The sequence below is a fragment of the Nonomuraea sp. NPDC052265 genome (assembly GCF_044547985.1).
Classification (GTDB): domain Bacteria; phylum Actinomycetota; class Actinomycetes; order Streptosporangiales; family Streptosporangiaceae; genus Nonomuraea.
Genome location: NZ_JBIUBJ010000003.1, coordinates 499,327 through 525,017, shown reverse-complemented (window position 1 = coordinate 525,017; position 25,691 = coordinate 499,327). Strand labels below are relative to the sequence as shown.

Sequence of the window (25,691 nt, the reverse complement as noted above, 5' to 3'; positions counted from 1 at the left end):
TCATTGACCGCTCTCGATTCCAACGCAATCCGGTTCGCGCCGAATGGACGTGTCCTATCGTCCGCCGCGAACACTAACCTTCCGACCATCCCCAAGACCGTTGCCGAGGCGTTCGACAACACGAAGCCGTACGCGGGCTGGACCGATCTTGGTTACGTCACCGAAGACGGCTGCACGCTTACTCCTACGCTCACGACGAGCGCTTTCAACGTGTGGCAGTCGGTTGCCGCCGCGAAGATCACCGTTACCGCTGCTGGCCTGGACTTCCAGTTCGCCCTAGCGCAGTGGGACAAGGACTCTACGGAACTGTTCTTCGGTGGCACCTGGGGGCCGAAGGACGCCACGACCGGCCTGACGAAGATGTCCCTGCCGTCGAACCCGGCCCTTCGCGAGCGAGCGTTCCTCATCCTGTGGGGTGACCTCGACGTGGTGAACGGTCTCTACGTCCCCCGGGCGATGCTGAGCGACCGCGACGGCCTATCCATCGGCAAGACGGACCCGAGCATCCTCAACATGACCTTCCAGTCGCTCGACTCGTCGGGGAAGCTGGCCGATGTGGTGACCACGGCGGACATTCACGGCGACGCCCCCGAGGCTCCGTAGCCCCGCCCTCGCTACTCTCCGCGCTGGCCGGCTGATTGGCCGCGGTTCACAGAACCGCAGGTCAGTACCTTGTCGACAACAGCCGGCCACTCCGGACAGTGATCACGTCCCAAGCCCCTCTCATGCCCCTATATGCAAGTTGGTTGTAAGGAGCTCCACGCATGTCCAAGGCTCACGCCGCTATCGCGGAAGCGACCGGCACCACCGTTCCGGTTGACTTCGACGGCACCGTGTACACGGTCCCGACTCCTGTTGACTGGGACATCGACGTTCTCGACGAGCTGGACGCGGGCCGCTTCACGAAGGCCCTGAAGCTCGTTCTCGGCGCCGACCAGTACGCCGCCTTCAAGGCCGAGAAGCCCCGGAAGCTCTCGGATGCCGTGGCGCTATTCGAGGCGATTTCCGCCGCTGTGGGCGTCGGTAGCGCGGGAAACTAATCTGGCTCGCCCGGACACTGGGCGAGCATTTCCCGGCCGTCGAGGCTGACCTTCACCGGTATTACCGGTTCGACATCTTGGACCTGTACCGAGGCAAGCTCAGCATGCGAAAGCTGCTGTCCCTCCTACAGGGATTGCCCCGGGGTTCGGCCCTACACCTCGCCCTATTGGGCGAAGAGGCGACATGGACCCCCGGCGAGTACTTGCTAGCCGCAGCGGTTGACCTACTCCAGGTTTCCAACTGGCTATTCACGCAGGCGAATTCAAAGAAGGGGACTCGAAACCCCTTCCCCGATCCGGTGCAACGTCCCGGACGGAAGGCGCCCGCACATTCACCCGAGCAGGAATCGGGGCGCTTTGCATCCGCAAAGGAGGTGAGCGACTTCATTGCGCGCATAACTAGGGGGCATTGAGCTTGGTAGCCACCAAGGTTGGTGAGGCTTATGTTGAGATTCAGCCTCGCCTAGCAAAGAACTTTGCCAAGAAGCTTCGGGATGATCTGGAAAGGCAGCTAAAGCCCCTTTCCAAGGATCTCGGGAAGAACATTGGCGACAACCTTAGCGCCAGTCTGAGCGCTTCCCTCTCCAAGGACCTGCCGAAGAGTTTCGAGGCAGCGTTCGACGGCATCGGCGACAAGCTTGGTTCCGAAGTCGGCGATTCGTTCTCTCAGCAGTTCGACGCCAGGGTTCGGGAGGCTCTAAGGAACATTCCCGCTGACGGCGGCGAAGACGTCGGAAGGCGTCTCGGCGATAACTTCGGGCGGGGCTTCTCTGACCGCGCCAGGTCCAGCATTGGCGACGCGGGCAGGGACATCGATCTCGACCTAACCCGCCACCTGTCCAACGCGGCGGGAAGCGCGGCGAGCCTCGCGGCGGGCTTCGGCAAGATCTCGGCAAGCGCCGTCACCACCGTTGGCACGCTATCGCTGGCCAGTGGCGCAATGGGCGTTGCAGTGCAGCAAGCGCTGTTGCTTGTAGCAGCTCTTACCCCCGTCTCCGGGGCGTTCCTGGCGCTCCCGGCCGTGCTCGTTGGAGCAGCCGGCGCCTTCGCCGTCTTCAAGGTCGCAGTGGGCTCGTTCACCGAAGCCCTGGGCGCGTCCCTCTCGGGATCTTTGCTGAAGTTCCAAGGGCTCGTGTTGGACATGGGCGAGACGGCCGCCGTCGCCGCCCGTGAATTCGACCACTACGTGACCCCCGCCTTCTGGGAGCTACGGAAGGTCCTCACCGACCGATTCGCCGAGGGCTTCGTAGGTGACTTCGAGCGGCTTTCTGTCGTACTCAGCGGACCGCTTCAAGATGGCCTAGCCGGGCTCTCGTCGGCAATCGGCCGCGTCGCTGATGACGTACTGGAGTTCATTGCGGACGCCGGAACGGCTCACGCTCTGAAAGACATCTGGCTAGACCTAGCAGGCGCTATCAGCACGGTTGAGCCAGCCGCAGCGCCTTTGCTCGACGTATTTCTGAACCTGTCGAAGACAGCTAGCGGATTCCTCGCCAGCTTCGCCCCCGCCATACGCGATCACCTTCTCAAGGTGGCCGATCTAGCGACGGCCTACATTGAATCAGATTCCGCACTGGCGGCGCTGAAGAACGGCTTTGCCGTCTTCGGTCAGGTGTGGCAGCTCGTTAAGGACATTCTCGGCACTGTTCAGACAGTGCTTTCAGCCGTCGAAAAGACCGGTGACAACGCCCTGGGCGTCATCGGGAACCTTGTCGGTGGCCTGCGGGCTTTCCTCGACAGCGCTAAGGGCCAAGAAATCCTTCTGTCGGTCTTCGAGTCGCTTGCCCGCATCGGTTCCGCGCTGCTCCCCGTTGTGAAGGCGCTGGCATCCGGGATTGCTTCTATAGCCCCCACGATCGCCCAGATTGCGGAGCTGATAGGCCCGATTCTGACGACAGCGATCAACGCCCTAGCGCCTGCCATAGCGACGCTTGGGCCTGCCCTAGTAGCCGTCTTCACGGAGCTAGGAAAGGCCGTAACGATTCTGGCCGACAGCGGCGCCCTACAGGATATCGCGTTGGCGCTAGCGTCCATTCTGGTCGCAGTGGCGCCGATTCTACCGCCGCTAGTGACGCTGATTTCGCTGCTCGTCCAAGGGCTCGCCTACGCCATCACGACGTGGGTAGGACCCGCGCTTTCCCAGCTTGTTACGTGGATCTCTGAAGCCGTCGAATGGCTGACTGGCGCCGGTCTTTCCGAAGACACTTGGTTGTCTCGGACCCTTCGTTTTCTCTACGAGACGGCAGCGCCCCTGCTTCAGCAGGCGGGCGAAATCATCAGCAAGGTTTTCGCCGACATCGTTACCTGGGTTCAGGAGAACGAAGGCCGGTTCTCCGAATGGGGAACCAAGATCCAGTCCATTGTTACCCGCGTCGGCGAAATAGTCGGCGGCGTCTTCGAGTTCATCTCGTGGGCTTGGGACAACTTCGGCGGCCCGCTGCTCGACATCATCGGCAATGTCTTCTCGGGCATTCTCGGCGTTGTCGATGGCGTGCTGACCGCCCTTTCGGGTTTGATCGAATTCGTACTCGGCGTCATAACCGGCGACTGGGAACGAGCTTGGGAAGGCGTCAAGACGTTCTTCTCCGGCATCTGGGACGCCATTGTCGCCATCGCAGAAACGATTTGGAACAACCTAATCACGCAAGTGAAGGCCGTTCTAGCGCTTTTCGATGACAACTGGGAAGAACATTGGAATCAGGTAGCCAAGTTCGCCGAGGACATTTGGAATTCGATCGTCCGTTGGATCGGCGATCGAGTAGACGATATCGGCGATTTGCTGGATTGGTTCGGCTCGCTACCGGGCAAGTTCTCGGATTGGTTCGGCCGCGTCAAGGATGCTGTCGTAGCGCGATTCAATGACGTCGTTGCGTTCCTTCAGGCGATCCCGAATCAGATCCTAAACTTCTTCTCGAATGCCGGATCATGGCTATACAACGCCGGTCGCGAAATCGTTAACGGTCTGTGGAACGGAATCGTCTCCCTCTGGAACTGGGTAGTCGGCCAGTGGGATTCGATGGTTACCGGCCTGGTCAACACCGTTAAGTCGATCCTCGGGATTGCATCGCCGTCCAAGGTGATGCATGAGATGGGCGCCTACCTTGTCCAGGGCCTAGCGCGCGGTATCAGCAAGACCGCGAAGGTAGCGACGGACGCCGTTGCCGCCCTGGCGGCAAGCACCGTCGAGGCGTGGGGATCGCCGGAACTGGCAGTCGCGGCCTGGTCCGTGCCGGACGTGGCGAAGCGCTCACCTGGAGATATGCGCCCCGCGGGCGACGGGCTGGTCACACACGGTGCAGCCGGCCGTTACGGAAACGTCAGCGTGACCCTCAACGCGGCGCCCGACATCCCCACCGAACGACAGATCGTCACGGCGCTGTCGTACGCCGATGCCCTCTACGCCACCTAGGAAGGGGTGACCAGATGGCCGATTGGCCCCGTACAACCGTCGAGCTGGCCACTCCCGCCGACGTGGCGGCGGGTAGCGGGGGCGTGTACACGTCTTCGTACAACCTGACTTCCGGGGAGCACGGCATTCTGACGCTCCCCGGAATGAAGGGGTTCGACGCACCTAACTACACGCTGTTCTATGACGAGCTGCCTGCCCTCGACGGCGGGTTCCCTCGCGACGTGCGAGCGCCCGCCCGGGAACTGTTCATCCCCGTCCACCTGTCGGCGCCGGATCGCCCGGCGCTACTGGCCCTGAAGCGCGGCCTCTTGGCTGCTCTCAACCCGAAGCGCGGCCAGGTCCGCATCACGTTGACCGAGGGCGACGGCTCCAAGCGCTTCATTGACGCGTTCTACGTGTCCGGCGCCGAGGGCGACGAGGGGCAAGACTTGGCGGGGTTCGATTGGCTGAAGTATGGATTGATCTTCCGCGCGATAGATCCTTACTTCTACTCGGGCAATGTGCAGACCATTCGGTTCACTACCGGCGACCTGGAGATGAAGCCGTTCTTCGGCGATCCGTTCCTTGGCCGATCGCTGATCAACAAGTCGCATTCGCTCAACGGCGTTAGCCAGATCACGGTTACCGGCGATGAGGACACATGGCCTACTTGGACTGTGCACGGTCCGGCGTCGAACATGACGTTTACGCGGAAGGTGCCGAATCAGCCGGATCAAGCTTTCTCGATTGACGGCGGCTTGTCCTCGACGCAAGCGCTCGTAATCGACACTCGCCCCCGTTTCAAGTCCGTGAAGGACGCGGTTACGGGCGAGAACCTTTGGACGCTACTCGGCGCCGCCCCGCACCTTTGGCCCATCTCCCCCGGGCTAAATGAGGTCTTCATTGACGTGAACGGCGTTGGCCTCGAAACGTCCGTGAACCTTACCTACATGCCGAGGTATCTAAGTGCCTAACTTCATGGTGGAAGCACGCGGCCCTTTCTACGAACGCGTTGGCGTAGTCGAGCAATACACGAGCCTCACTGTGATTTCCCGTTACAACGGCGTAGGCGCTTGGACGCTCGCGGTTCCCGCCGACTCCAACGAAGCCGCCATCCTGCAACCGGGGGGCGGCATCATCGTGTGGATTGAAGGCGTCCCCGCCCCCGTCATGTCGGGGCCGGTTACCGCCGTGTCTCACCTCTGGTCGGCCGACCAGCCCGGCAAGGGGCAAGTCGTGTACACGGGCGTGTCGGACGAAACCCTGTTGTGGTCGCGGATCACGCTCCCGGTCCCGAACGCGGCCACCAACGCACAGACCGCCGAGCGCTACTCGTTCACGGGCACGACCGGCGCCGCTCTCGGGCAGCTCGTACGTGTCAACGCTGGCCCCGCCGCGCGGGCCGACCGGATCATTTCGAACCTCGACGTACCGGCGTCGACCATCGGCCCCACCGTGTCTATCTCCACTCGATTCGACCCACTGGGCGTCAAGCTCGCCGAGGTGGGCGCAAGCACGGGGATCGGCTGGCGCTTGCGCCAGGGCGTCACTGACCGGCTGACCTTCGAGGCGTTCGCGCCGCGTGTACACGACTCGGGCGAAGTCATCTTCAGCCCAGAGAACGGCACCCTGGCTAGCTACACCTACCGCCTGTCGGCGCCGACCGCGAGCCGGTTCGTTGTGGCCGCCCAGGGCGAAGGGCGCAACAGGTGGCTTGCTCAGTACGACGATCCGTCTACCGCGCCGCACGAGTGGTCTAGGACGCCGCTAGAGCGGTTCGTGGACCGCCGAGACATCCCCGTGGCGCGGGGCGCGAACGGCTCGCCTGTGAACCCTGATGACGTCAATCAGCCGGCTGATCCTGAAGCGCTCGCCCAGCTCGACCAGGCGGCAAGCGAGGCGATGGCGGAAGCGGCGGCCCTGGGCGAACTGTCGGTGTCTCCGATCGATACTGACACGCTTCGGTACGGCGTCCATTACCAGGTGGGCGACGTGGTGACCGTCGATATCCACGGTAGGCGGATCACTGACGTATTGCGCGAGGTTCGCCTATCCGATGGCTCAGATGGCCCCCGCGTTGAGCCGGTCATCGGCACGGACGGCGCATCGGCGACGCCCACGTTGTACCGCGAGGTTCGTCGCCTCTGGACATCCCTACGAAAGCTGGAAGCGAGACGCTAGAACGTGGCTGAGAGAAGTTACCCCTTTGACGCCGGGGACGGGGCGATCCTCACAGAGTCCGACTGGGAAGCGATGGCTTCCCTTTGGCAGGATGACGGCGTTGCAGCTGCCCCGGGCTCGACGGATCTTAGCGTCGTCTCACAATTGGTTCCCGGTGAGCTGAAGATCTCTCCTGGCAGGGCAACCTTTCGCGGCTACCACTACGTTCTTGATGCCGAAACCACGATCGGGTACACCCTCAACGATCACGCTTCCCAGTGGCGCGGCGACTCGATCGTTCTCCGCCTCGACCGTGGCACGAACAAGGTAGCGCTTGCCGTAAAGGAAGGCGTTCCCGGGGGCAGCGCCCCGAACCCGGATAAGACCGGTCCGACGCCGGAACTCTGGGTCGCGTCGTATAACGTCCCTCCGAACTCCGCGCCGGTCCCTGTCGGGCAGGTCATTGATAGGCGAACCTATGTGAGCCGGGGCATCCGGATTAGCGCCAAGGGCGACGAGACGTTCCCGGACGGGACGATCTATTACGACGCAAACGTTGGGCGCTTCTATGCGAAGATAAAGGAAAAGAACGCCTCCAGTTCTGTAACCGCGCCGTTGCCGAAGTTCCGTGAGGTTATCGTCACGGTGGCCGGTGACAGCTCCGGATATCCAGAGCCGACCGTGGGCGCCCTCGTCTGGGATCAGGCACTTAATCAACTACTCATTCAAACGTCATGGGACACGCCTACGTGGACGCCCGTTGGCGGCGGCGGGGGCAGTAGTACGTTCTCGGCGATGGAACGCCGTGGCGCGGACCTAACTCTTACGTCTGGGTCCACGACCACCGACCCGCTACTTACGATCGCCGTCGATCGCGGTATTTACCAGTTCGACGGCGTTGTGTTCTATCGGGCAACTACCGCCGCTTCAACTGTTTCTGTGCGCCTCGATCACCCATCGCTAGGCACCAATGGCAAGGTGACTGCCGTATTCGAGTACGTCACCACGTCGAGCGGTACGACGGCTTCGCGAAGCAATTCTATCGCTGGGAACCCCTCACAGTCGGTCGGCGCGCAAACCGCGAGCACGGTCTACTCATGCCGTGTCACAGGCACCTTTGCCAACCCGGCCGGCAGCGCCGGGAATGTTTCTCTGTCGTATGTGGGTCCGTCGAACGCAAGCCTTTCGATCCTGGCAGGCAGCTATCTATCCGTCCGCAAAATCTAGGAAAGCCTCATGACTGAACGTTCTTACCCGTTCGACGCTGGCGACGGTTCGGCGCTCAATGAAGCCATGTGGTCAACGATGGCGGGTTCCTGGCAGACGAACGGCGTTGACGCCCCCGGCCCGTGGGCCAACGGCCTAAAGGTGGTCGCCACGGGCCAGCCCTTCCAGCTCGTGGTTAACGCGGGGCATGCCAAGGTCGCGGGCTTCCACTATGAGCTAGACGTGAATCAAACGGTTCTGATCGAACAGAATAAGTCGGCGTCCACTCGCATGGATCGCATTGTTCTCAAGTTGGATCGGGAAGCTAACCGGGTTGCTCTCACCGTCAAGACGGGGGTCGCCAATGGCTCGTCTACTCCCCCGCCGCTCGATCGCTCGTGGGAAGGCGTCGAAATCCCGCTGGCTGTGTTCTCTGTCCGAGGCAACAGCGACACGGTTTTGCCTGCCGATATCTGGGACACGCGCGAATTCGTGTCGAATGGCGTGCAGATGCTTTCGCCTGCTGGCACGTCGTACGGCGCCCGTCAGCTCGCCGAAGGGCAGCTTGGATACAACCCGAACGCTAAGAAGTTCTATGCGCGTGACGCCTCGCGAGAGTTTGAGCTAGGGCCGCCGCAGGACCTTTCCCCGTACCTAACTAAGTCGGTCGCGGGCGTGACTTATGCTCAGCGCGTTCACTCGCACGCCCTGAACATCACGCCACTGAACTTCACTTGGCAGTCGGGCTATTCGGTGCAGGCTGCTAATGCTTACGCGCGTGCGGGCGCGGTTCACTTCCATTTCTCGCTAGAGCGAACGGCAAGCGGCGTCATGCCGTCTGGCACTAACTTCGCGTCGATCAATGCGGCGCCGTACGGCTGGCCCATGTTCGTCTCCTACGTGAGTACCGACAACCTTTCTACCGTCACTAAGGCGGCGTGCGTCGCCCTCGACCCTAGCGGGACCTTCTACACGTATAGAACGTTCTGGGGGGCGGGAGAAACGCTTATCGTGTCCGGAAGCTACGTGATGACTCCCGGATCAATATCAATCACTTAGGGGAAGGCGTGGCCGACGAGCCGACCGGCGTAGTCATCACTTTCAAGGACATGTATGACGAGATGCGAAAGCTCGTCGTCGTTGTTCAGACGTTGACGCAAGAACTGAAGGAATCCCGCGACACCGACCGCGACCACGAGCGACGCCTTCGCGTCCTAGAGCGGTGGATGTGGGGACTTCCCGTTTCGATTGTGGCCGCCATTGCAGCGGCGATTAAGGCATTCATGGCGTAAGGAGATTTGAATATGGCTACCGCCGTGGGCGTGCGGAGTATCGCGCGGGGTGAGATCGGCTACCGCGAACGCGGCGTGAATCTCACGAAGTACGCGGCGGAAGTAAAGCCGCTGAATTGGGCACAGGGGCAGCCCTGGTGTCACACGTTCCTATCCTGGGTGTTTCAGGAAGCTAAGGCGCCCAGCATCGCGCCGTGTACGGCGTCTTGCCTCGCGGGCGTTGCCTGGTTTAAGGCGCGGAACCGATGGCACTCGACGCCCGCAGTCGGGGATCTCGTCTACTACGGCCCCGGGGGCGGAACGCATGTCGAGCTGGTGACCGCTGTGTCGCCGACGCACATAACCACCGTGGGCGGAAACACCACAGGGAACGGCCTCACAGGGGCGTACTACAACGGTGACGCCGTGGCAGAGAAGACTGTCCCCCGGTCCTCTGATCGCATCTACGGCTACGGCCGCCCGGCCTACACGGCGGCGGCCTCGACGCCGGTTCCCAAGCCTGACGCGAAGCCGTCGAGCGTCCCGAAGTACCCGGGAACCCCGCTGAAGCGCGGCACGGTCGGTTCGGCCGTGCGAGTCCTTCAGGCCCGCATGCGGGCGCGCGGATGGCGCCTCGACGTGGACGGGATCTATGGGAGTGACACGGAACGAATCGTCGAGCAGTTCCAGCGGGAGAAGCGGCTAGGTCGTCGAGATGGCGTAGCAGATGCAGAAACGTGGCGGGCCGCGTGGCTCGCGGAGGTTACCTAATGATCCATCGTGCGCCCGAGGGGCGCGTTCGCCAGCTCGTCGCCGTTGCGGTCGTCCTGGGCGTCGTCGTCGGCGTCGTCCTGGGCGCCCTGGGCGCCGGGCTCGTGTGGCTATCGGGGCTTTGAGCCTCGACCCGTGTACACGCTTTTGATCACTGTGCGAAGTCGCCGGCCTTTGCCCGCGGTTCGCAAAACCCCAGGTCGCTAGGTCGTCTACAAGTGCCGGCCAGCGCGAAGAGTAACTAACGACAGGATGGATTGAGACATGACCGAGGACACCAAGCGCGCCCTACGCACTGCCCTACAGACCCTCGTCGGTGTCGCCGTGGCGCTTCCCCTCATTGTGGACGCGTCGGGCATTCCCGAGACTGCTACCGGCGTCGCGGGCGCGCTCGCGGTTGCCGGTGGCCTTGCCCGAGTGATGGCGCTGCCCGTCGTCCAGGCGCTTCTACCGAAGTGGCTCCGCACCGACACGGGCGCGGCCGAGTAAGCCTGTGAGCGCATGAACGATACCCCCTAGGGTCTACGGACCCTGGGGGCTTTTCTGCGTTCTGGGAGGTTTCAGCCCCCGACCAGAGGGCGGCCGAATCGCGTTGCGGGGAAGCGCGCGATCCTCAGGCAGGAAACCATGAGCGGGGGTCCGTCTGCCTGTTCTGGTCGGGGGCCGCTTGCTCCCTGGCTAGGCGCCCCTCGCGATCACCTAGCCAGGGGCGTCTATGCCCCGCTCTCTTTCCCTTCCATAGCGGCAAGGAAGTCAGTCAAGAACTGCCGAAGTATCTCGTCGGCCCGTTCCTTTGCCTTCTGATCCGACCGGAACTCTTCGGCGGGATACGGCATGCCTTTCCGGTCGGGCAGCCGGGGCGAGAGCGTGTAGGCGGTTCCCCACTTCGTGAGTGAGAACGCCTTGATCTCGCCGACGCGGCCATATTCGGTGTTGGCGAAGTTGGACGGTCCCCACTCGATTGCAAGCGTTCTCGCGGTCCGGCGTAGCGCGGGGGCCGCCATGAGTGCTAGCCCTTGCTCGTGGGTCGAGGGCCGTCTTGCTGGGCAAGCTTCGCGGCCAGCTCGTCGAGGCTGCCCGCAACCATGACGTTGAGCCAGTTCCCGAGAGGGGGGCGTTCGACCTTGCGCCATGCGGCGGCGCCATACGTGGGAAGCGGCTCGATCTCCCACGACTTGCCGTAGGCGTCGTGAAGGTCCTCGATGGTGGTCATGTCGGCTGCCCCATGTGAAGGCTGATTTCCAGGGCAACGTTCTCCGGCTCGTCTCCCGAAACGATCCTCATACGGTCGGCAAGCGGTTGGTTGTGCTCGCCGACGCGCGCCAGCTCAACCATGTAGCTTCCCGAGCGTCCCCCGATGCTCACCGTCGCGACCTTCCATCCTGCGTTCGCGTAGACGACCAGTTGCGGCGGATGGCATAGCCGCTCGACGGAAGGTTCCGGTTCCGTCTGGCAGTGGATCAATGCCCGCTTGACCAGTTGCGCGTTAACGTCCAGTCCCGCTAGGTGAGGCAGTACAAGGTCGAGGGCGGCATTCTGGACGTTCGCGGCGCTCTCGGATACGGGGCTTCCTAGGGTGTCTTCAGCCGAGGGGGCGGTGTGCGTGAGGGCCATACATCGACCGTAGAAGCGACGCTTTACCAGCGGCAATGATGTTGCCCGTTGTTGCCCCCTTCCTATCGTGCGCCCCGGGCTTCGCTAATCAGCCGGCGCGCTTGCGAGCCGTAGACGGCGATGCCCGCTAGGGCGGCGAAGCGCTCCCCGTAAAGGGCAACTTCCCACTTCTGGGAGAGCTGCAAATGCCCTGATACAAGCTCGACGCTTACCATTTCGTCATCGAACATCGTGAAGCCCTCGACCGGTGCCGCATGGGGGGAATGCGCTCTCGGCGCCCCTAGGGGGATGATTCCGAGCGACACAGACGGCAGGCTTGTAACCGCTTCAAGGTGCGCAAGCTGCCCCTCAAGAACCTCCCGCCCGTACAGCTGATACCGAAGGGCGGCTTCCTCAACCAGGAAGGCGAATGTGCGGCCCGGCTGCCTGAGAATGACTTGCCTCGCTAGGCGCTCTTGAACGGCTGCCGCTACGTCGTCGGCCTGGACGTTGTGGCGCTGCCGAACGGCGACGAGGACGGCCGTCGCGTAGTCGGCTGTCTGGAGTAGGCCGGGGATCATGCGGGGCTGATAGGAGCGGACAGACGTAGCGCGGTCGAAGATCGGGCGCACGCCTTTCTGTGCGGCCCGAAGCCCAGCCCGGTTGATCCTGCGGCTATCTGTCCACATGCCTGCCGCCTCGCGGCGTGCGGCAAGCAGCTCGTTGGCGCGCTCGATCGGCACCTTGCATGCCCGAAGCCAGACCTTCAGGTCTTCGGCCGATATGGGGCGCGTGCCACTCTCGATCTTGCTCACTTTGGACCTCCCGTGCCATCCGGCAGCGTTCGCCAGCTCGTCGCCGGTCAACCCCGCTTCCTCGCGGATTTCGCGGAGCTGACCGGCAAGTGCCAACCTTGCTTGCTGGGCGCTGGAAGACGATGACGACGGCACAGTTACCAGTGTGCAGAGTAGGCGCGGTTTCGCGACACGGGGCAGCTCACAGCCTGTACTCATCGTGCGGAAGGGCGAGATTCCACACCGCATTGAACGCCCTGGCGCACACCTCGACCACGGCGGGATCTTCGCTGAACTGATGCCCGATCACGTCGCCGAAGCCGTCGTACACCGAGAACCGAACCAACCGGTCGTCGAACACCCAGAACGGGGCCGAGGGAACCGGCAGCGCCGAGGCGACATGTCGCGGCAACCAACGTAGTTGTTCGCCCGCCGCCAGTTGGAACGCGGGCGCCACGGCATGCATGTACCTGGTGTAGTCGCTCACGGGCTCCGAGATGATGCGAGCGCGCCGGACGGCTACGCCCCGAGCGACCGCAGACGAGACGACATCGACCCACGCGCGGGCCTGGTCGCGGTTGACGAAGTCTTGTCCGGCCTGGAACGCGAGGAACCCGGGATCGGTGGTTTGGTGGGCGTCGTGGATCTCCAGGTGAACGGCTGATGCGGTGCAGTCCGCGAGCAGTTCAGCGAAGGTCGGCTTTCTCTCGTCGGGTCCGAATATCTTCATCGGGCCTGGGGTGAGTCTCGGGCGTGAAGCGCCGCTTCCCCCGCGCAAAGCTCCCACTTGCCGCCTCCATGATGATCTGTGCCATGGCGGCCGGAAGCCGCACTACCGATTCGGTGTCCTTGATCCTGCTGTCTGAGTTGATCCAAGCCAGTACGTCAGGATCGGTGACGGTATCGCCTTGAAAGTAGAAGTCGCCCGTATCCGGATCGACGAACACCGATGGGCAATCGTCGGTGGCGTTGTTCGGATCGGTGCCCACGTATTCGAGCCGTGGCTTATGCGCCATGATGCTTCCCCTCGCTCGATGGCCTGTTGTCCCGAGAGCTTGAACGCCAGGATGCGGGAACGTCAATAGAGGCGTGTACACGCCCCGGTGCATCCGGCCTGATGCCGCACACTACGAAACCGATCACTCTCCGCGCTGGCCGGCACTTGGGCACAGCGCGTTGACCTGGGATGTTGTGAACCGCGGCCAATCAGCCGGCCACTCCGCAGAGTGAGCACGTCGCCCAGCTCGACGCCGCGCGCTACGCTGAAGGCGGTTCGGATGCAGGAGCATCCCGTGCCGAGGGCGGTTGCCCCCGCTTGCGGCCATGAGCCGCCCCCTTGCGTGAGGGGGCGGCTCTTTGCTTGTGGGGCTAGAGTCCCCGCCCATGAGACATTCGCAGCCTCCGCACGGGCCGTACGGCCCCCCACAGCCCCGCAAGAGCGTCACGAAGCATCGCGGCCTGTCTGGCAAGAGCCACGGCTTTCACTTCATGCTGACGTGCTTTACGTGCGGCCTGTGGGGCATCTTCGTGTGGTTCCCCCTCTGGGTGTTCCGGTTAATCGTCCGCCGTAAGCAGATCACTCGATACCGCTACTGAAACGACGAAAGCCCCCGCCGTAGCGGGGGCTTTCGGTTTAGTTACAGCTCGTCCGGCGTGATGGCCGCGTACCCGTGCAACAGGCACAGGTGGCCCCGGTGCGGAACGAACGTGACCGCGATGTTCGTGCAGTCGAGCAGGCTAACGCCGTACTCGTCGATGTCGATTCGCCTACCCTCGCACGTTACGTGCGCGTTGGCGCGGTCGGTGACAATCCCCGTTCCGCAGCCGATGCACACCTGGAACCACGAGTAGCGCCCTTCCGGAATGACGTACCGGGCGCGCATGCCGCATTCGGCATGCTCTACCTCGATAGTGGCCGGAAGGTCGATGTTGCTACTCACTGTTTTCCCTTCGTTTCGGGGCTTTCGCCCCGTCCTGCTGACAGGCAAAACAGTATCAACCCGTGTACACGCTTTGCAAGTTGGTTGCGATCGGCAAAGCGAAACCCCCCAGGAAGCCCTAGGGGGTTCCGTGCGGCTGTTTATGCGGGGACTGGAGTCAAGCCCGGAAGCACGTCCGCAGTGGCGTCAGCGGGCGTTGTGGAGCCTTCCAGACCCATTTCCGCCCTAGCCTTAGCGAGCGCCGCGCGGCGGGTACGGTCCACGAGGTTCGGTAGGATTGCCGCCAGACTTTCGCCCGTAACCTTCGCCAGTTCTTCGGAATCCAGGGTCGCGAGGTGATTCTTTACCGCCTCGACGTGGACGGCGGCAACGCCCACGGTTCCCCGGCGCGGGCCGCGCGGCTTCCGCTGCTGCTTGGGCGCCTCGACCTCGACGGCTTCGGGCTCGACGACAGGCGCCGGTTCCGGCGTCTCCTCGACCACCGGGGCCGCCGCGACGGCGGGTTCCACCGTTCCCGCCGCACGGCGGATCATGTACATAAGCAGCTCGAAAGCGATCGTGAGCGTTACCGCCGGAAGGGCGGCTACGACGGCGCCCACGGCGCCGTGTGCCCATCCGTGGAGGACATTGGCGCCGAGAGTCAGGGCGATGCCGACGATAAGCGCCAGCCATGCCAGCCAACCAGGCTTGCGGTCGTTCCTCGCGGCGTCGAGCTGCACGACAGACGCGACGACCAACAGGCCGTCAATGACGAACGGGATCAGGCGAGCAACCATGACGCTTTCCCCGTGAGCGAGAGCTACGCCGTAGGCGTGCGTGTATGACACCACTCCGGCAATTCCGGCGAGGCTCGTAACGCCCGCGTACGCGGCGGCCCTGATGACCGTATCGGCGTTGAGTCTGATCAAGCCCATGATGCTTCCCTTGCCTTTCCAAGATCCTGCTGACGGAAGGGAAGGTATCGCGGGCGTAGCAGTGTTGCAAGTTGGTTCGGCTCGAGCGTAGCGAAACCCCGCCCATGGGGTGAGCGGGGTTGCGTCGTTCAGCTAAGGCCGTGAGCGGCCATGTAGGCGTCTCTTACCTCGTTACGGATCTTGTGGTTCCCCCTGACGATGTATCTCTGTTCGCCGAGTCGCTCATTCTCAGCGAGAGCCCATCCTCGAATATCGGAAGGCGTGGGCTCGATTCGCGGTTCGGCCGCCGCTTGTAGCGCCGTCGTCCGCCCTCGACGCCCCCGCGACGCGCGGCTTACTTGCGGCTCCTGTACAGGCTCCGACACCTTATTGAACTCTTCAAGCATCTTGCGCAAAGGCTTGCCGTGCCTGTCGCAGGTAAGAGCCTTCTTGCCGTTGATCGTCACTTCGTCGGTGGCCTCGACTTCCTTACTCTCTTCTTTCTCGCAGTAGTCGCATAGGCGAATCTCAATGATTTTGATACCCATCGGGGGCGCCCTCTTTCTCGCGGTAGCTGTGCGCATCGTAGCCGAAGAAAGCGCAAAGCCCCCCGGATTCCGGGGGGCTTTCTCGCTGACGCCTACGCGGCTTGCATCTCATTCCCGCACGGGCACGAGGGCAGCCCGACAGCCAGCCACTTCCGCGTCGTGCGAGCCTGGTATCCCTCACAGCCACAGTCCGGGGTGACGCACTTCAGAAGCACATGGCGGTTCTTCTGTGCCTTGTCTCCGGAGTGCTCGACGCCTTCCGGCTCACCCTCTCCCTCATCGCCCTCTTCGGCCTCGACTTCCGGCGCCGTCTTCCGGGGGGCGCGGGGAGACTTGCGAGGCGCGATCAGAGCGCCATGCGGCCACTCCCCCAGCTCATCGGCGATGATCTTAAGGTCCTCGATCAGGGCTTCGTTCGGGTCTGTCGTGGTCATCTTGCCCTCGAACCCCAGCGCCTTAGCGACGCGGGCAAAGGTGCCCTTGTGACCCGAAGCGCAGTCATCGCCAGCGTGAATCAGTTCGTGCATGAGGGTAGCCAGGACTCGCCACGTTTCTTCAATCTCCGGCGAAATGAAGATGTGGTTAACGCCGTCCTTGCTACCGAAGCGCGACACACAGAATCCGTGAATCGTGCGGGACTCCCCGCCACGCCCCTTGTATCCATAGCCGATCGAGAGGTGAAGCTTTTCCGGGATCGGAAGCCCCAGCGCAGCATAGCGCGGGCGAAGGATGTCCACCGCGCGGTGAAGCCACGCCTCGCGGGTTTTAACCAGGTCCGCCGCTTCCGGGGCGGCTTCCTGTGTCGCCTCGACCAGGCCGCGCCGGTCGGCGAGGCGGTTACAGTTACCACAGATGCCGGCGCCCTCGACCCCTTCTCCGGTAACGGGCTTGCCGCAAAGGGTCTTGGCGGCGTCTTCCGGCTTCGCAATGTGGTTGTTGCCCTTGCTGTGCTTCGTGATGACGTAAACGCGGATCTCGGCGGACATTGGGTTTCCCTTCGGTTATGCCCGAGGCGTTTGCCCCGGTTCCTGCTGACACGGGAAACACTATCGGGCCGTGTACACGGTTTGCAAGTTGGTTGCCGAGGCGGGCACGAAAAAGCCCCCGCCGTAGCGGGGGCTGTCCGTGCTCTACTTCGCGTGCATGTTCATGTAGATGATGCCCTGAAGGATTGCCCAGTCGCGATAATGGTTTGGGTCTTCCGTCGTGTCGGCTACGTCGAAGTTGTCGATCAGGAACCGGCACGAGTCCACCCACAGCCGCGTTCGGCCTAGACCGATTCCGGTTGCCTCTACCCACGCGCGAATCTCGCGGAGCATACCCGCTTCGTACAGGTCGGCGAGATCTTCGCACGCCTGGCGGCGACTTGCGGCGTTCTTCCTGTAGCTGCTTTCCATCTACGTCCCCTTGTTCGTTCCTGCTGACACGAGGAACATAGCAACCCGTGTACACGAATTGCAAGTTGGTTGCCGATCGCCTCTGGCCGGTGTCAATAGTGATTCGCGGTTCTGACCTGCGGCCATGCGCCCCGCGGAATCAGCCGGCGGGCTCGTCGCGGTCAGCTCCACCAGAGGTGGAGCTTATTGACGCGGGGAAGCAAAAAGCCCCCGGGGCGAATGATGTACCCGGGGGCTTTCGCGTTGCGGTTGTCAGCAGGACCGACCGAAGGGAAGGGCCTTCCGCAACGGGGTTCAGGCTATCAGGGAACGGGCCGCGATGGCGTCTCGCTGCCCAGGTGGGGGCGGTGAAGCTAGGCCGCGTCGGCGACGGTAGCCGGATCGTAGATGACCGTCCTGACGCCGAAGTGCGTCAACAGCTCATCCCAGGTTCGGGGGTCGCGCGCCCCGGCCATGAGCCAGCCCTGAATGCTTCGCTGCCACGCGTCTCCATCGTCGTCGAGCACGACAGTTCTGACGGCCGGTTCGGGCCGGTCCTGTCCGCACGCAGCGCACCGCATCACTAGTTCGCCGCCTGTCGGTAGATCATGCCCACCAGGCCGTCATCGTGGATCAGCTCCACGAGCGTCACGGGTATCCCGTCGAGCTGGGCGTTAGCAGTCCGGAGCGCTTCCCCTGCATCGGCGATCGTCGTGCCCTCGTGCACCCAGACGGAGTAATCGACGGTGCCGTTCGTGTACGCCGTGCGCTCTACGCGCGCCCGCCCAGGACGGGCGAACAGGACTTCTTCGCTGGCGACTTCCACGCGATCCACTTATGCAGCTTCCTTGTCTCCCATGTCGAACCGAACCACCGGAATGCCCGCCGCTTCGGCGAGGGCAATGGTTCCGCTCGTGCCCCGACTGTCGTTCAGGTTGAAGGCGATCACGTAGTCCGCCCCGGCCTCGATCATTCGCCGGTTACGCATCGGCCCTGCCCTCTTCCCGAACCTCTCCCACTCCGCTTCGAACGTTCGTTCTATCACGGGCATATCCAGGTCGTCACGCATGATGCGCACCCATGCCGCCGCCATCGCGTCGGCGCCCGTCTCGCATCCGCCGTGTACGACCGTGAGGGGCTGGCCCCAGTCCTGGGCGATCGTCAGCGCCAGGTCGAGCGCCCTGCACACGGCTCCCCAGTCCGGCCAGTCTCGCGAGCCGGTGACGATCACTCGCACGGCGCCCACTCCGAGACGGTTACCTCGCGTTCCAGCAGGTCGTAGCCGTAGCAGTCGGCCAGCTCCCGCATCCGAACGGGATCGGTTCCCGTCATGCCAATCAGGCCGTTAGCCCGGTTCTGAAGGGCGTATTGGGTGTATTGCGTGTACGCGGTCAAAGGCATTACCGGATGCCCGCTTTCTCGGCTATCGCCGTCAGGTCATCTATCAGGCCGTTAAGGTCGCCGAGGCGAACCATTTCGCGCTGATGGGAGGTGTTGGACGGACCGTGAACGTATGTGAATCGGAGGGTCACAACGTGCGTTCCGTTGTTCTTCCTTCCCCACGCGACTTCCACGGCGTTGGCCGGTGAGCCGTAAAGCTCGAAATGATCCAAAGCGTGTACACGCCTTTCGAGACACGGGAAGTGAGGGCCGACGTTTGCAGCCGACCCCCACAACCAACTTGCAAGAAAGAGTATCAGAACCGGACGACCAAAACGGGCTTAAGGGGCTGTCATCCGAGGACGAGTCGGGCTAGGCCGACGAGCGCCAGGGCGCCGAGTGTCATCACGCCGATGAGCGCCAGGCAACCGGTTAGGACGCTCGCGGGCGGCTCGCGGTCGAGCTGGTCTGGCATGCGGTCATCCATTGGCGGCCTTCACGTATTCGTGCGTCACGTCTTCCCAGACCGTCACGGCCCGATAGACCCTGATCGGCATGACTTCCCAAGGGTTCGACTTCCGGTAGGCAACGGCCCGCCGAACGCTTGCAACGTCGTCGTAGACGTTCCTGTGGTTCATCGCGTTCGGGAACACGCGGAATGTCTCAGCCGGCAGCTCGGGCCTCACCGGTCTTCCTCCCTTCGGGAGGGGAGCTGATCCACGGTGATCCGATACCGGATCACCATTCCGTCGCTGTCCCAAAAGGCGGCATGGACGGTGCCAGTTCGGGCGACCAAGTATGTGTCGTGCATTTCGTAGTTGCCGAATCCTTCCAACGCCCATGCGATGTGTTCGGCCAGCTCATGGGCGGGCGCCATTCCTCCACTCATTCGCCGTCCCTCTCATCGTGGGTGACGGCCTGGGCGCGGGCGTTCGGCATCGCCTTCCGGGCGCCGGGGCCGTCGTGGTCGCCGGGCAGCCGGTTAACAACCCGGTTCAGCACTTCCGCCAGGCGTTCGGTTGCGCGGCGGGCCGTCCGCTGCTCACTCTCGCTCAGTGGCTCCCATCCGGCCTCGACGAGCTTCCGGCGTTGCTCACTGTCGAACCCGTCGCATTCCGCCCGCCGCATGAGGATGCGGCGCCAGCGTTCCGGAATACCGTCGAGCGCTTGTGACAGGTCCCACAGGGACACGCAGACGTTGCCCCGGTCGGGGGCCGACACGTAGCCGTCTTTGGTCGGCGCGTCGCCCTCGACGCCTACCGATTCCACCGCGAGTGTCAGCAGAACCCGGACCTCTTCGGGCGTGTAGAGGTATCGAGCCGTCCGGTACACGTAGTCGTTCCGTTCACGGGCGCAGTAGGCAACGGCCTTCCTCGTGAGGAATGACCACAGTTCGTCGGGCGGCATTCCGTTGTAGTCGTCGGCCCGTGTACACGCTTCCAGTAGGACATGCTGTGTGATGTCCTCGACGTCGAGGAATGGCCAATCCCGGGCGACCTTCCGGCCTACCGATTCCGCCGTCTCGATAACTAGGTCAGTGATCAACCCCAAACCTTCCCGTCTGCAATGAACGATCCGTTGCCATCCATCGGAATCACTTCCGGTCGGACGCGCTTCCCCTCGACGTAGAGCATTCCGAACCCGCTTTGCCAGTTCGCCGTCACGAGCCCGAGGTATTCCGCTCGTCGCATGTCCATCAGGTTGCCGACTTCCATTCCCCATCGAACGGAATTGCTCGACGTGGTACCTACCGTGTGCGGCATGAGCCCTAGCCGGTGCGTGTGGCCCATCACGACCGACTTGTGCAACCGGTCAACGAACTTCTTCGCGGTCCCGCCAGGAACCGTCACGGTTCGAATCTTGTCCAGGTGTCCATGCATGGCGATCCAGCCGGGCGCAACGTTGAGGCTTCCACGTACGACCTTGATTCCGTGCGAGTCGAAATCAAGTAGCGTTTCGACGTTGAAGGCGGACGATTCCGCTAGCGCGGGGGCGTAACGGAGTAGGTATCGCCGAGGGTTGGCATCGTGGTTCCCCTCGACGAAATCGACGGGGCCGTCATAGCCGCGCCGTAGGTCGGCGAGGAATCGCTTGCCTAGTTCGCTCTCGCGGAATACGTCGCTCTCGTATTCGGCCCGCGTGTCCTTACTCCAGCGCGACGGACCCGCGTAGTTCATGAAGTCCCCGATGATGACGAGTCGATCGGGTTTGGTCGCGTGGATGTAGCGGTGAAGGCTGTTGATCTGGCGCGGGTTGTGTAGCGGAATCTGGGCGTCGGGGTAGATCAGTATGCGCTGAATAGCTAGCTCCGGTTGTTCCTAATGGCGATGATGACCAGGACCACGGTTAGAGCCGCGATGGTCGCAGCGGTATTGCACATTCCGTTTTTCGCGCGATGCCGGGGGGCGCCCGTAGGCGCCCGCCCTGACGTCAGTACTTCGGGAAGTGATTCCGGGGGTCGGCGCCCGGGAAGGGCGGCGGCGTCTGGGGCGCTTCTGCGGCGGCGCCGAGCGCTAGAAGAATGATGATCACCGCGACGAGGGTGTCTAGGCCGGACTCGTCGGCGTCTTCCCACTTGTCGCCCGCGAGGTTGACGAGGGGTTCGATATCGGCCGGAAGGTCGTCCAGCTCGACCACGCCGATAGCGTCGGCGATGATGGCGTTCTTGATCAGCGCGGCAAGGGCGCCGGTGTTCCTGCCCATGGTTTCGAAGCTCACAGGTCGAATCCCTTCTTTAGCTGGCGCTCGACGCGCTTGATTCGGATGCGGGCCATGACGCCGTAAACAATGAGGTCTTCCGCCTCTTCGCTGGCCCACTGCAACAGCTCTCGAATGGTCATGCTCTCGAATCGCTGGGTGTCGCCCTCGTCGTACTGCAATTTGCCGATACCGACGACGCGGGCCTTAGCGGCTCGAATGGCGTCCTCTACGGCTTCGGCTAGCTGGTCAGAGGTAATGCTTAACACCTTCTCCGTTGGTCGCCTGTACGTGCTTCAGGGCGGCGTTCCAACCGTCCTTGTATGACTCCTGGCGAATGGCCTCGACCAATTCGCCGCTCATGATGACGATCCGCGATCGTTCGTCGTCCACTGGCGCCCAATCTGCTTTCGCTTGCGTTCGCAACAGCTCGAATGCTTCACTCCATGCGGCGGACCATTTCGCTACACGGCCTTGATAGAACTTCTCGAAGGTCACGCCATGCCGACCTTTCGAAGTAGAGCTTCCGGTCCTTCGGCCAGAAAGAGACTGTTCGCGTCGTGACCAGCCGGCCAAAGGATGGTCCGCAGGTTGGGAAGGTCTCGCGCCATGCGCTCGCCCAGCTCCGCGCCCTGGCCTTTGTCGTCGTTGTCCGCGAGGTGGAACACCGTGTCGTACTGGCGTAGCGGTAGCGCCCATTCCGGCCGCCACGAGCTGACGCCCGGCAGGCCGACGACCGGTAGCCCGCACTGTGTGACGATCCACGTATCCGGCTCGCCCTCGACGGTGAACATCACGTCATGTTCTTCTTCAAGAACCCGCGTGTTGTAGGGCCGTGGGATGTCGCCGGGGACACTTAGGAACTTCGCCCCGTCCCCATCTCCCAGCCTTCGGAATCGCAGCTGTAGCGTCATCATGTCGGGCGACAGATACGGAATCGCGATGCGCCCGCTGTACTTCTCATGCCCCGGCATCGAATCGGCGACGTAGCCCAGCCGAAAAGATCGAATGCTGTCCGGCGTTAGCCCCCTCTGCATCAAATACTCTTCGGCGGGGCTTCCGCGCATTGCCCGCTGATAGTGCCGGGTGCTCTGTGCCAAGAATTCCAGTGAGGATTTCGACGGCACCAGCAAAATCGGTTCCCTCCTTCCAAGCCACGAGTGAGTATGTGTCACCGTGCGCTTCGCAGGCATGACACTTGAATGAGCCGCGTTCCGTGGAGACGGATGCGGACGCGCTACGGTCGTCGTGGAAGGGGCATTTCATGGGCGCCCACTTGTACCCTTCGGGTACGTATTCCGCGCCATAGTGCCGTAGCACGTCCGCTATGGCTTGTTCGGCCATAGGCGCCCGTTAGTCCTGAGGGAAACCGATGCGGCTATTGGCGTAGTCGAGGGCTTCGCTCCAAGTCGCTTTGGCGTCCTGGCGGGTCTGAACGGAGTTCGCCCAGTCGCGGGTGTCAGCCGAGAGGTTGGGGAAGAGACGGAATAGAACCTGTCGTGCGTTGTCGAACTCGCACTGTCGAATCTCGTCGAGGGAGAGGCCCAGGCGGTGAAGGGCGGCACCGATGACACAACCGGGGGAAAGCTTGTCGCCGTCGTCAGGGTCCGTGTGGACGTAGTAGCAAGTCGCCGGGTTCGTCACCGTGGCGAGCTGGTGAGCGGGCGCCTCATAGACGCGACCGGGGTTTTCCTCGACGACGGCCTTAACGGCTTCGGCGAACTGGGCGTTCGTAACAGTGAAAGAGGGCATGGGGACTCCTGTCTCGCGTGCTAAATTGCGTGTCGGCCGTGATGTCGGCGTCTAGCTACTCGTAAACAGTGACCGTCTTAGTCGTCGGCCAGACGGAACGAATCTCGCCGTCCCAATCCGTCCCGCCATACGACGAGTGATAGCCGGTCTTCTTGAAGTACCGGGTAACGTCGCCCTGGGTTACTCGAATGACGACATGCATGTATTCACCGTCGCCCTCCCCGCCGCCTTCCGTCTGAACCGTCGCCACGTTCCCGAGTCCCGCAACCTCCGTGCCGTTTTCGTCTTCGTCTCGCCAGGACCACCACGAATAGCTGTAGCCGTTGGCGTTCACATGACCGAGAAGGGCATTCTCGACGGTGCGGGGAGAAGCGTCAGAGAGGTTGATCAGATCAGTCATTACTTTCCCTCCAGAGGAATCAGCCGGGCAGCGCGGCTTAGGTGCCGCGCCACATAGTCCGTGTCCGGGCGGTAAAACTGGTCGTAGTTGTCCACGATGAAACGGGCCGACCAGCCCTTTGTAAGTGATGTAATGGTGCGCCGAAGCGCCCAGGCGTACGCCCAGCGCGGCGAACACGTGTAGTCGCTCGGGATCACTTTCCGCTCAAGTGCGGTCGCGTAGATCTCTTCACGAAAGAGCCGTAGCTGATCGTCGTACGACAGCGCACGTACCTTGGACATATCGACCTGCACAGAAGCGCCGTCTTTCAGGACGCTTTCGTATAGCGGTCTTTCGCCGTAGGCGACGCTGTCATGGATGCTGTCGTGGTCGTAGATACGCTTCACGGCGTCATTGAAAAAGTCGGCGGCCTCTTGCGTCAGGTCTACTTGCTTCGCGCCGTAGCGGCGTTCCCAGACCTTGTAAAGCATGTCGTGCAGTTCGGGAATTATGCGCACCCCGAACTTCTTCATGAAAAGCATGTCGCCCATATGCTTGGACCATGACCCGTTGCGCAGGTCCCAATAGGCATGTGATGCTTTGATGGTCATCAGCTCGTGCGGGGTTGCGTACCTGGCGCCCGGCTCATCCGAGAGCCATTCTTTGAAGTCGTCATCCCAGAAAACGTCGGCGTCGTCCACGGGGGTGGGGCTGAAGACGTCGGTATCTTTCGGTTCTCTGACGGCGTCGGTGTACCAGAAAGCTAGGGCCGTAGAGCCGATTACGAGCGCGGTCATGTGTTCGGTGCTTCCTTGCCGTGATCACTCTCCGCGCTGGCCGGCAATCGGGCATAGCGCGTTGACCTGGGGTTCCTTAAACCGCGGCTGGTTGGCCGGCAGTCACTCGCCGTGTAGGCGGGCCTCGATCTCGTCGAGGTGTTCCGCGATCGTGGGGAGCATTGCCCGCCACTCTTCAAGCGTGTGGAGTACGTACGCCTGACCTACCGGCTTTCGTGGCGCCTTGATGATGACGGCGCCGAGAATCGCTCCGAGGCGTTCCTTGATGGCCTTGATTTGCTTCGCGTACTCCGAAAGCGTGATTCGCTTCTCTGCCTTGCATTCATGGGGAATCGGGTAGGGCAACTTAAGGTCGCCCGCCCCAAAGTCAACGCTTCCGATCCGGTCTACACCGGGGATAGTCTCGGCGAGATAGTCAGCCGAGAGCCTTTCGAACGCGGTCCCCTTTTGCTTGCTGGGGTTGCTCACTCGGCGCCGCCATTAAGCCGCTGATGCCTCATTGATCGGCTTGACCGCAGTAGCGATCACACGCTCACCATCGACGTTGATCTGATTGCCGTCTTCTGCGATGAAGGCCACGGCCGAGTCGGCGAGAGGCGTCACGGTGCCCGGCGTTACGCCTACCCAGCCGATACCCTCGATGTTGAGAGCGATGATGTCGTCATAGCCGAACTGTGCGTTTACGCGCATGCTGCTTCCTTCCGTCGCTTTGCCATGTAGCACCGTGCGCAAAGGCCGTGTGCTTTGTGAACCCCGATGCATTCGGGGGTGTCGCAGCCTCGCCAGTCCTTCGGTATGCCGTCCGATGGGGTGGGGAAGCATCGCCCGTACTTCTTTTGCTGGTCGTCGTGGGCGGTGCAAAGCCCGTGCCATTTACGGAGGTTCATGCAGTTACCGAAGGTGCAAAGCATGTGTGCCGCCTTAATCCGTGACTTGCATTCGCGCTAGATCGGAGTTGAGAACGATTCGATACCGCCCGGCCATGTCGGGCCGACCGTGGCGGTTCTTCGCGACAACAACGCCTAGCTTTCCTTCTTCCGGCCGGAACAGGTTCAAGACCAGAGAGGGTTTCTTACTGATTTTGCCTTTCAAGGCCGACAGAGGCGGCGGCTGTGTGCCGTCGTCGTACTCGCCGGTTAGGTGATGCAGGGCGTTCACGCATGCGCCGGTTTGCCTCGCGAGATCAGCGAGGTAATCCATGACGCTTTCAAGCCCGATGTGCCCGCGTTCCTCGACGTCCGGCGTCACGTCGCCGACGTTATCGACGACGATCATTTCCGGATATGTTCCGTATACGTAGGCCCATGATTTGACCTGCGATTCGAGCACATCGAGACTGGGCGACGAGTCGAAACACCAGCGGAGTTTCCGTATACCCGCCAACTTGGAGTCCAGGTATCGGGTATCCCCGGTTTCGACCATCGCGGCTATCTCGTGGATCTCCCGGCCTGACAGCATCGCGGCCGTCCGCTCGTACTGCGTTGCCGCATCCGAGTCAGCCGAGAAATACAGAGTGGGTACTTTGCTGGCTACCGCCAGCGTCAGCGATAGGGCGCTTTTGCCGACGCCCGGCCCCGCCGCGATCAGGTGCAACTGACCGCGACGGAACTCCACCTGTTCCCTGCTGAACTTGCGAAAGGGGTTCGGCAGGGTGGCGCCAGCTTCGCCCGCATGCGCTCGGGCGCGCTGGATCGTGTACACGGGTT

General features: G+C 62.6%; 38 protein-coding genes and 1 pseudogene. 11 read left to right on the top strand and 28 right to left on the bottom strand.

Annotated elements, in window-relative coordinates:
• Positions 1-3: 3 nt before the first annotated feature.
• The 11 genes from ACIHAD_RS12000 to ACIHAD_RS11950 all read left to right on the top strand — a co-directional run bounded on the left by ACIHAD_RS12000 (position 4) and on the right by ACIHAD_RS11950 (position 10,325).
• Positions 4-603: a hypothetical protein gene (locus ACIHAD_RS12000; protein ID WP_397354360.1), complete on the top strand. Its 600-nt coding sequence runs from the start codon at positions 4-6 to the stop codon at positions 601-603.
• Between the two features lie 161 nt (positions 604-764).
• Positions 765-1,040, top strand: a complete 276-nt coding sequence (locus ACIHAD_RS11995; protein WP_397354359.1) for a hypothetical protein — start codon at positions 765-767, stop codon at positions 1,038-1,040.
• 415 nt (positions 1,041-1,455) lie between these two features.
• A complete protein-coding gene (locus ACIHAD_RS11990; RefSeq protein ID WP_397354358.1) occupies positions 1,456-4,449 on the top strand; it encodes a hypothetical protein in 2,994 nt (997 codons plus the stop codon).
• 14 nt (positions 4,450-4,463) lie between these two features.
• Complete coding sequence (locus ACIHAD_RS11985) at positions 4,464-5,402, top strand: hypothetical protein (RefSeq protein WP_397354357.1); 939 nt, start codon at positions 4,464-4,466, stop codon at positions 5,400-5,402.
• Positions 5,395-6,609 (top strand): siphovirus ReqiPepy6 Gp37-like family protein, encoded by a 1,215-nt coding sequence (locus ACIHAD_RS11980; protein ID WP_397354356.1) that lies wholly within the window; start codon positions 5,395-5,397, stop codon positions 6,607-6,609. Before ACIHAD_RS11985 ends, ACIHAD_RS11980 begins: the two co-directional genes overlap by 8 nt.
• Positions 6,610-6,612: 3 nt before the next feature.
• Positions 6,613-7,815, top strand: a complete 1,203-nt coding sequence (locus ACIHAD_RS11975; RefSeq protein WP_397354355.1) for a hypothetical protein — start codon at positions 6,613-6,615, stop codon at positions 7,813-7,815.
• Positions 7,816-7,824: 9 nt separating this feature from the next.
• On the top strand, positions 7,825-8,853 hold the full coding sequence (locus tag ACIHAD_RS11970; RefSeq protein ID WP_397354354.1) for a hypothetical protein: 1,029 nt from the start codon (positions 7,825-7,827) through the stop codon (positions 8,851-8,853).
• 8 nt (positions 8,854-8,861) lie between these two features.
• Positions 8,862-9,086: a hypothetical protein gene (locus tag ACIHAD_RS11965; RefSeq protein WP_397354353.1), complete on the top strand. Its 225-nt coding sequence runs from the start codon at positions 8,862-8,864 to the stop codon at positions 9,084-9,086.
• A gap of 12 nt (positions 9,087-9,098) precedes the next feature.
• Positions 9,099-9,836, top strand: coding sequence for a peptidoglycan-binding protein (locus ACIHAD_RS11960; RefSeq protein WP_397354352.1), 738 nt, complete (start codon positions 9,099-9,101; stop codon positions 9,834-9,836).
• Complete coding sequence (locus ACIHAD_RS11955; RefSeq protein ID WP_397354351.1) at positions 9,836-9,961, top strand: hypothetical protein; 126 nt, start codon at positions 9,836-9,838, stop codon at positions 9,959-9,961. The genes ACIHAD_RS11960 and ACIHAD_RS11955 overlap by 1 nt, the downstream gene beginning before the upstream one ends.
• 139 nt (positions 9,962-10,100) lie before the next feature.
• On the top strand, positions 10,101-10,325 hold the full coding sequence (locus ACIHAD_RS11950; protein WP_397354350.1) for a hypothetical protein: 225 nt from the start codon (positions 10,101-10,103) through the stop codon (positions 10,323-10,325).
• Between the two features lie 224 nt (positions 10,326-10,549).
• Here ACIHAD_RS11950 and ACIHAD_RS11945 read toward each other — a convergent pair whose 3' ends face one another.
• From ACIHAD_RS11945 to ACIHAD_RS11810, 28 genes and pseudogenes are all read right to left on the bottom strand, one after another.
• Positions 10,550-10,840, bottom strand: coding sequence for a hypothetical protein (locus ACIHAD_RS11945; RefSeq protein WP_397354349.1), 291 nt, complete (start codon positions 10,838-10,840; stop codon positions 10,550-10,552).
• Positions 10,841-10,845: 5 nt separating this feature from the next.
• Entirely contained in the window at positions 10,846-11,049 is a 204-nt protein-coding gene (locus ACIHAD_RS11940; RefSeq protein WP_397354348.1) for a hypothetical protein, read from the bottom strand.
• Positions 11,046-11,450 carry a hypothetical protein gene (locus ACIHAD_RS11935; RefSeq protein WP_397354347.1) on the bottom strand — a complete coding sequence of 135 codons (405 nt, stop codon included), beginning with the start codon at positions 11,448-11,450 and terminating at the stop codon, positions 11,046-11,048. Before ACIHAD_RS11935 ends, ACIHAD_RS11940 begins: the two co-directional genes overlap by 4 nt.
• Before the next feature lie 62 nt (positions 11,451-11,512).
• Positions 11,513-12,379, bottom strand: coding sequence for a helix-turn-helix domain-containing protein (locus ACIHAD_RS11930; RefSeq protein ID WP_397354346.1), 867 nt, complete (start codon positions 12,377-12,379; stop codon positions 11,513-11,515).
• A 46-nt stretch (positions 12,380-12,425) separates the two neighbouring features.
• A complete protein-coding gene (locus ACIHAD_RS11925) occupies positions 12,426-12,953 on the bottom strand; it encodes a DUF6879 family protein (protein WP_397354345.1) in 528 nt (175 codons plus the stop codon).
• Complete coding sequence (locus tag ACIHAD_RS11920; protein WP_397354344.1) at positions 12,910-13,239, bottom strand: hypothetical protein; 330 nt, start codon at positions 13,237-13,239, stop codon at positions 12,910-12,912. The genes ACIHAD_RS11925 and ACIHAD_RS11920 overlap by 44 nt, the downstream gene beginning before the upstream one ends.
• Before the next feature lie 621 nt (positions 13,240-13,860).
• A complete protein-coding gene (locus tag ACIHAD_RS11915) occupies positions 13,861-14,163 on the bottom strand; it encodes a hypothetical protein (RefSeq protein ID WP_397354343.1) in 303 nt (100 codons plus the stop codon).
• A 140-nt stretch (positions 14,164-14,303) separates the two neighbouring features.
• Complete coding sequence (locus ACIHAD_RS11910) at positions 14,304-15,071, bottom strand: DUF2637 domain-containing protein (RefSeq protein ID WP_397354342.1); 768 nt, start codon at positions 15,069-15,071, stop codon at positions 14,304-14,306.
• A 134-nt stretch (positions 15,072-15,205) separates the two neighbouring features.
• Entirely contained in the window at positions 15,206-15,604 is a 399-nt protein-coding gene (locus ACIHAD_RS11905) for a hypothetical protein (RefSeq protein WP_397354341.1), read from the bottom strand.
• Positions 15,605-15,696: 92 nt separating this feature from the next.
• Positions 15,697-16,590: a hypothetical protein gene (locus tag ACIHAD_RS11900; protein ID WP_397354340.1), complete on the bottom strand. Its 894-nt coding sequence runs from the start codon at positions 16,588-16,590 to the stop codon at positions 15,697-15,699.
• A 144-nt stretch (positions 16,591-16,734) separates the two neighbouring features.
• Entirely contained in the window at positions 16,735-17,001 is a 267-nt protein-coding gene (locus ACIHAD_RS11895) for a hypothetical protein (RefSeq protein WP_397354339.1), read from the bottom strand.
• Between the two features lie 353 nt (positions 17,002-17,354).
• Positions 17,355-17,507 carry a hypothetical protein gene (locus tag ACIHAD_RS11890; RefSeq protein ID WP_397354338.1) on the bottom strand — a complete coding sequence of 51 codons (153 nt, stop codon included), beginning with the start codon at positions 17,505-17,507 and terminating at the stop codon, positions 17,355-17,357.
• A gap of 56 nt (positions 17,508-17,563) precedes the next feature.
• Entirely contained in the window at positions 17,564-17,815 is a 252-nt protein-coding gene (locus ACIHAD_RS11885; protein ID WP_397354337.1) for a hypothetical protein, read from the bottom strand.
• Positions 17,816-18,217, bottom strand: coding sequence for an SLOG family protein (locus ACIHAD_RS11880; RefSeq protein WP_397354336.1), 402 nt, complete (start codon positions 18,215-18,217; stop codon positions 17,816-17,818). It lies immediately after the preceding gene.
• Positions 18,218-18,839: 622 nt separating this feature from the next.
• Positions 18,840-19,046: a hypothetical protein gene (locus ACIHAD_RS11875; RefSeq protein WP_397354335.1), complete on the bottom strand. Its 207-nt coding sequence runs from the start codon at positions 19,044-19,046 to the stop codon at positions 18,840-18,842.
• Positions 19,047-19,245: 199 nt separating this feature from the next.
• Positions 19,246-19,905 carry a hypothetical protein gene (locus tag ACIHAD_RS11870; RefSeq protein WP_397354334.1) on the bottom strand — a complete coding sequence of 220 codons (660 nt, stop codon included), beginning with the start codon at positions 19,903-19,905 and terminating at the stop codon, positions 19,246-19,248.
• Positions 19,902-20,603 carry a metallophosphoesterase gene (locus ACIHAD_RS11865; protein ID WP_397354658.1) on the bottom strand — a complete coding sequence of 234 codons (702 nt, stop codon included), beginning with the start codon at positions 20,601-20,603 and terminating at the stop codon, positions 19,902-19,904. The genes ACIHAD_RS11870 and ACIHAD_RS11865 overlap by 4 nt, the downstream gene beginning before the upstream one ends.
• 187 nt (positions 20,604-20,790) lie before the next feature.
• Positions 20,791-21,078 (bottom strand): hypothetical protein, encoded by a 288-nt coding sequence (locus tag ACIHAD_RS11860; protein WP_397354333.1) that lies wholly within the window; start codon positions 21,076-21,078, stop codon positions 20,791-20,793.
• Positions 21,075-21,326, bottom strand: a complete 252-nt coding sequence (locus ACIHAD_RS11855) for a hypothetical protein (protein WP_397354332.1) — start codon at positions 21,324-21,326, stop codon at positions 21,075-21,077. The genes ACIHAD_RS11860 and ACIHAD_RS11855 overlap by 4 nt, the downstream gene beginning before the upstream one ends.
• A complete protein-coding gene (locus tag ACIHAD_RS11850) occupies positions 21,307-21,555 on the bottom strand; it encodes a hypothetical protein (RefSeq protein ID WP_397354331.1) in 249 nt (82 codons plus the stop codon). Before ACIHAD_RS11850 ends, ACIHAD_RS11855 begins: the two co-directional genes overlap by 20 nt.
• Positions 21,552-22,190, bottom strand: a complete 639-nt coding sequence (locus ACIHAD_RS11845) for a hypothetical protein (protein ID WP_397354669.1) — start codon at positions 22,188-22,190, stop codon at positions 21,552-21,554. Before ACIHAD_RS11845 ends, ACIHAD_RS11850 begins: the two co-directional genes overlap by 4 nt.
• Positions 22,191-22,206: 16 nt before the next feature.
• A pseudogene (locus tag ACIHAD_RS11840) lies at positions 22,207-22,401 on the bottom strand (CHC2 zinc finger domain-containing protein); the annotation flags it as partial.
• A 9-nt stretch (positions 22,402-22,410) separates the two neighbouring features.
• On the bottom strand, positions 22,411-22,809 hold the full coding sequence (locus ACIHAD_RS11835; protein ID WP_397354330.1) for a hypothetical protein: 399 nt from the start codon (positions 22,807-22,809) through the stop codon (positions 22,411-22,413).
• A gap of 55 nt (positions 22,810-22,864) precedes the next feature.
• Complete coding sequence (locus ACIHAD_RS11830; RefSeq protein WP_397354329.1) at positions 22,865-23,209, bottom strand: hypothetical protein; 345 nt, start codon at positions 23,207-23,209, stop codon at positions 22,865-22,867.
• Entirely contained in the window at positions 23,209-23,985 is a 777-nt protein-coding gene (locus ACIHAD_RS11825; protein ID WP_397354328.1) for a hypothetical protein, read from the bottom strand. The genes ACIHAD_RS11830 and ACIHAD_RS11825 overlap by 1 nt, the downstream gene beginning before the upstream one ends.
• A gap of 102 nt (positions 23,986-24,087) precedes the next feature.
• Positions 24,088-24,453 (bottom strand): hypothetical protein, encoded by a 366-nt coding sequence (locus tag ACIHAD_RS11820; protein ID WP_397354327.1) that lies wholly within the window; start codon positions 24,451-24,453, stop codon positions 24,088-24,090.
• A 12-nt stretch (positions 24,454-24,465) separates the two neighbouring features.
• Complete coding sequence (locus tag ACIHAD_RS11815; protein WP_397354326.1) at positions 24,466-24,675, bottom strand: hypothetical protein; 210 nt, start codon at positions 24,673-24,675, stop codon at positions 24,466-24,468.
• A 231-nt stretch (positions 24,676-24,906) separates the two neighbouring features.
• On the bottom strand, positions 24,907-25,686 hold the full coding sequence (locus tag ACIHAD_RS11810; RefSeq protein WP_397354325.1) for a DnaB-like helicase C-terminal domain-containing protein: 780 nt from the start codon (positions 25,684-25,686) through the stop codon (positions 24,907-24,909).
• Positions 25,687-25,691: the final 5 nt, after the last annotated feature.

What these genes read in the sequence shown, in the direction of transcription:
- ACIHAD_RS11995 (WP_397354359.1), top strand. Translation starts at nt 765, where the DNA reads ATGTCCAAGGCTCACGCCGCTATCGCGGAAGCGACCGGCACCACCGTT.
- ACIHAD_RS11985 (WP_397354357.1), top strand. Translation starts at nt 4,464, where the DNA reads ATGGCCGATTGGCCCCGTACAACCGTCGAGCTGGCCACTCCCGCCGAC.
- ACIHAD_RS11970 (WP_397354354.1), top strand. Translation starts at nt 7,825, where the DNA reads ATGACTGAACGTTCTTACCCGTTCGACGCTGGCGACGGTTCGGCGCTC.
- ACIHAD_RS11960 (WP_397354352.1), top strand. Translation starts at nt 9,099, where the DNA reads ATGGCTACCGCCGTGGGCGTGCGGAGTATCGCGCGGGGTGAGATCGGC.
- ACIHAD_RS11955 (WP_397354351.1), top strand. Translation starts at nt 9,836, where the DNA reads ATGATCCATCGTGCGCCCGAGGGGCGCGTTCGCCAGCTCGTCGCCGTT.
- ACIHAD_RS11950 (WP_397354350.1), top strand. Translation starts at nt 10,101, where the DNA reads ATGACCGAGGACACCAAGCGCGCCCTACGCACTGCCCTACAGACCCTC.
- ACIHAD_RS11945 (WP_397354349.1), bottom strand. Translation starts at nt 10,840, where the DNA reads ATGGCGGCCCCCGCGCTACGCCGGACCGCGAGAACGCTTGCAATCGAG.
- ACIHAD_RS11940 (WP_397354348.1), bottom strand. Translation starts at nt 11,049, where the DNA reads ATGACCACCATCGAGGACCTTCACGACGCCTACGGCAAGTCGTGGGAG.
- ACIHAD_RS11935 (WP_397354347.1), bottom strand. Translation starts at nt 11,450, where the DNA reads ATGGCCCTCACGCACACCGCCCCCTCGGCTGAAGACACCCTAGGAAGC.
- ACIHAD_RS11925 (WP_397354345.1), bottom strand. Translation starts at nt 12,953, where the DNA reads ATGAAGATATTCGGACCCGACGAGAGAAAGCCGACCTTCGCTGAACTG.
- ACIHAD_RS11920 (WP_397354344.1), bottom strand. Translation starts at nt 13,239, where the DNA reads ATGGCGCATAAGCCACGGCTCGAATACGTGGGCACCGATCCGAACAAC.
- ACIHAD_RS11905 (WP_397354341.1), bottom strand. Translation starts at nt 15,604, where the DNA reads ATGGGTATCAAAATCATTGAGATTCGCCTATGCGACTACTGCGAGAAA.
- ACIHAD_RS11900 (WP_397354340.1), bottom strand. Translation starts at nt 16,590, where the DNA reads ATGTCCGCCGAGATCCGCGTTTACGTCATCACGAAGCACAGCAAGGGC.
- ACIHAD_RS11895 (WP_397354339.1), bottom strand. Translation starts at nt 17,001, where the DNA reads ATGGAAAGCAGCTACAGGAAGAACGCCGCAAGTCGCCGCCAGGCGTGC.
- ACIHAD_RS11835 (WP_397354330.1), bottom strand. Translation starts at nt 22,809, where the DNA reads ATGCCCTCTTTCACTGTTACGAACGCCCAGTTCGCCGAAGCCGTTAAG.
- ACIHAD_RS11830 (WP_397354329.1), bottom strand. Translation starts at nt 23,209, where the DNA reads ATGACTGATCTGATCAACCTCTCTGACGCTTCTCCCCGCACCGTCGAG.
- ACIHAD_RS11825 (WP_397354328.1), bottom strand. Translation starts at nt 23,985, where the DNA reads ATGACCGCGCTCGTAATCGGCTCTACGGCCCTAGCTTTCTGGTACACC.
- ACIHAD_RS11815 (WP_397354326.1), bottom strand. Translation starts at nt 24,675, where the DNA reads ATGCGCGTAAACGCACAGTTCGGCTATGACGACATCATCGCTCTCAAC.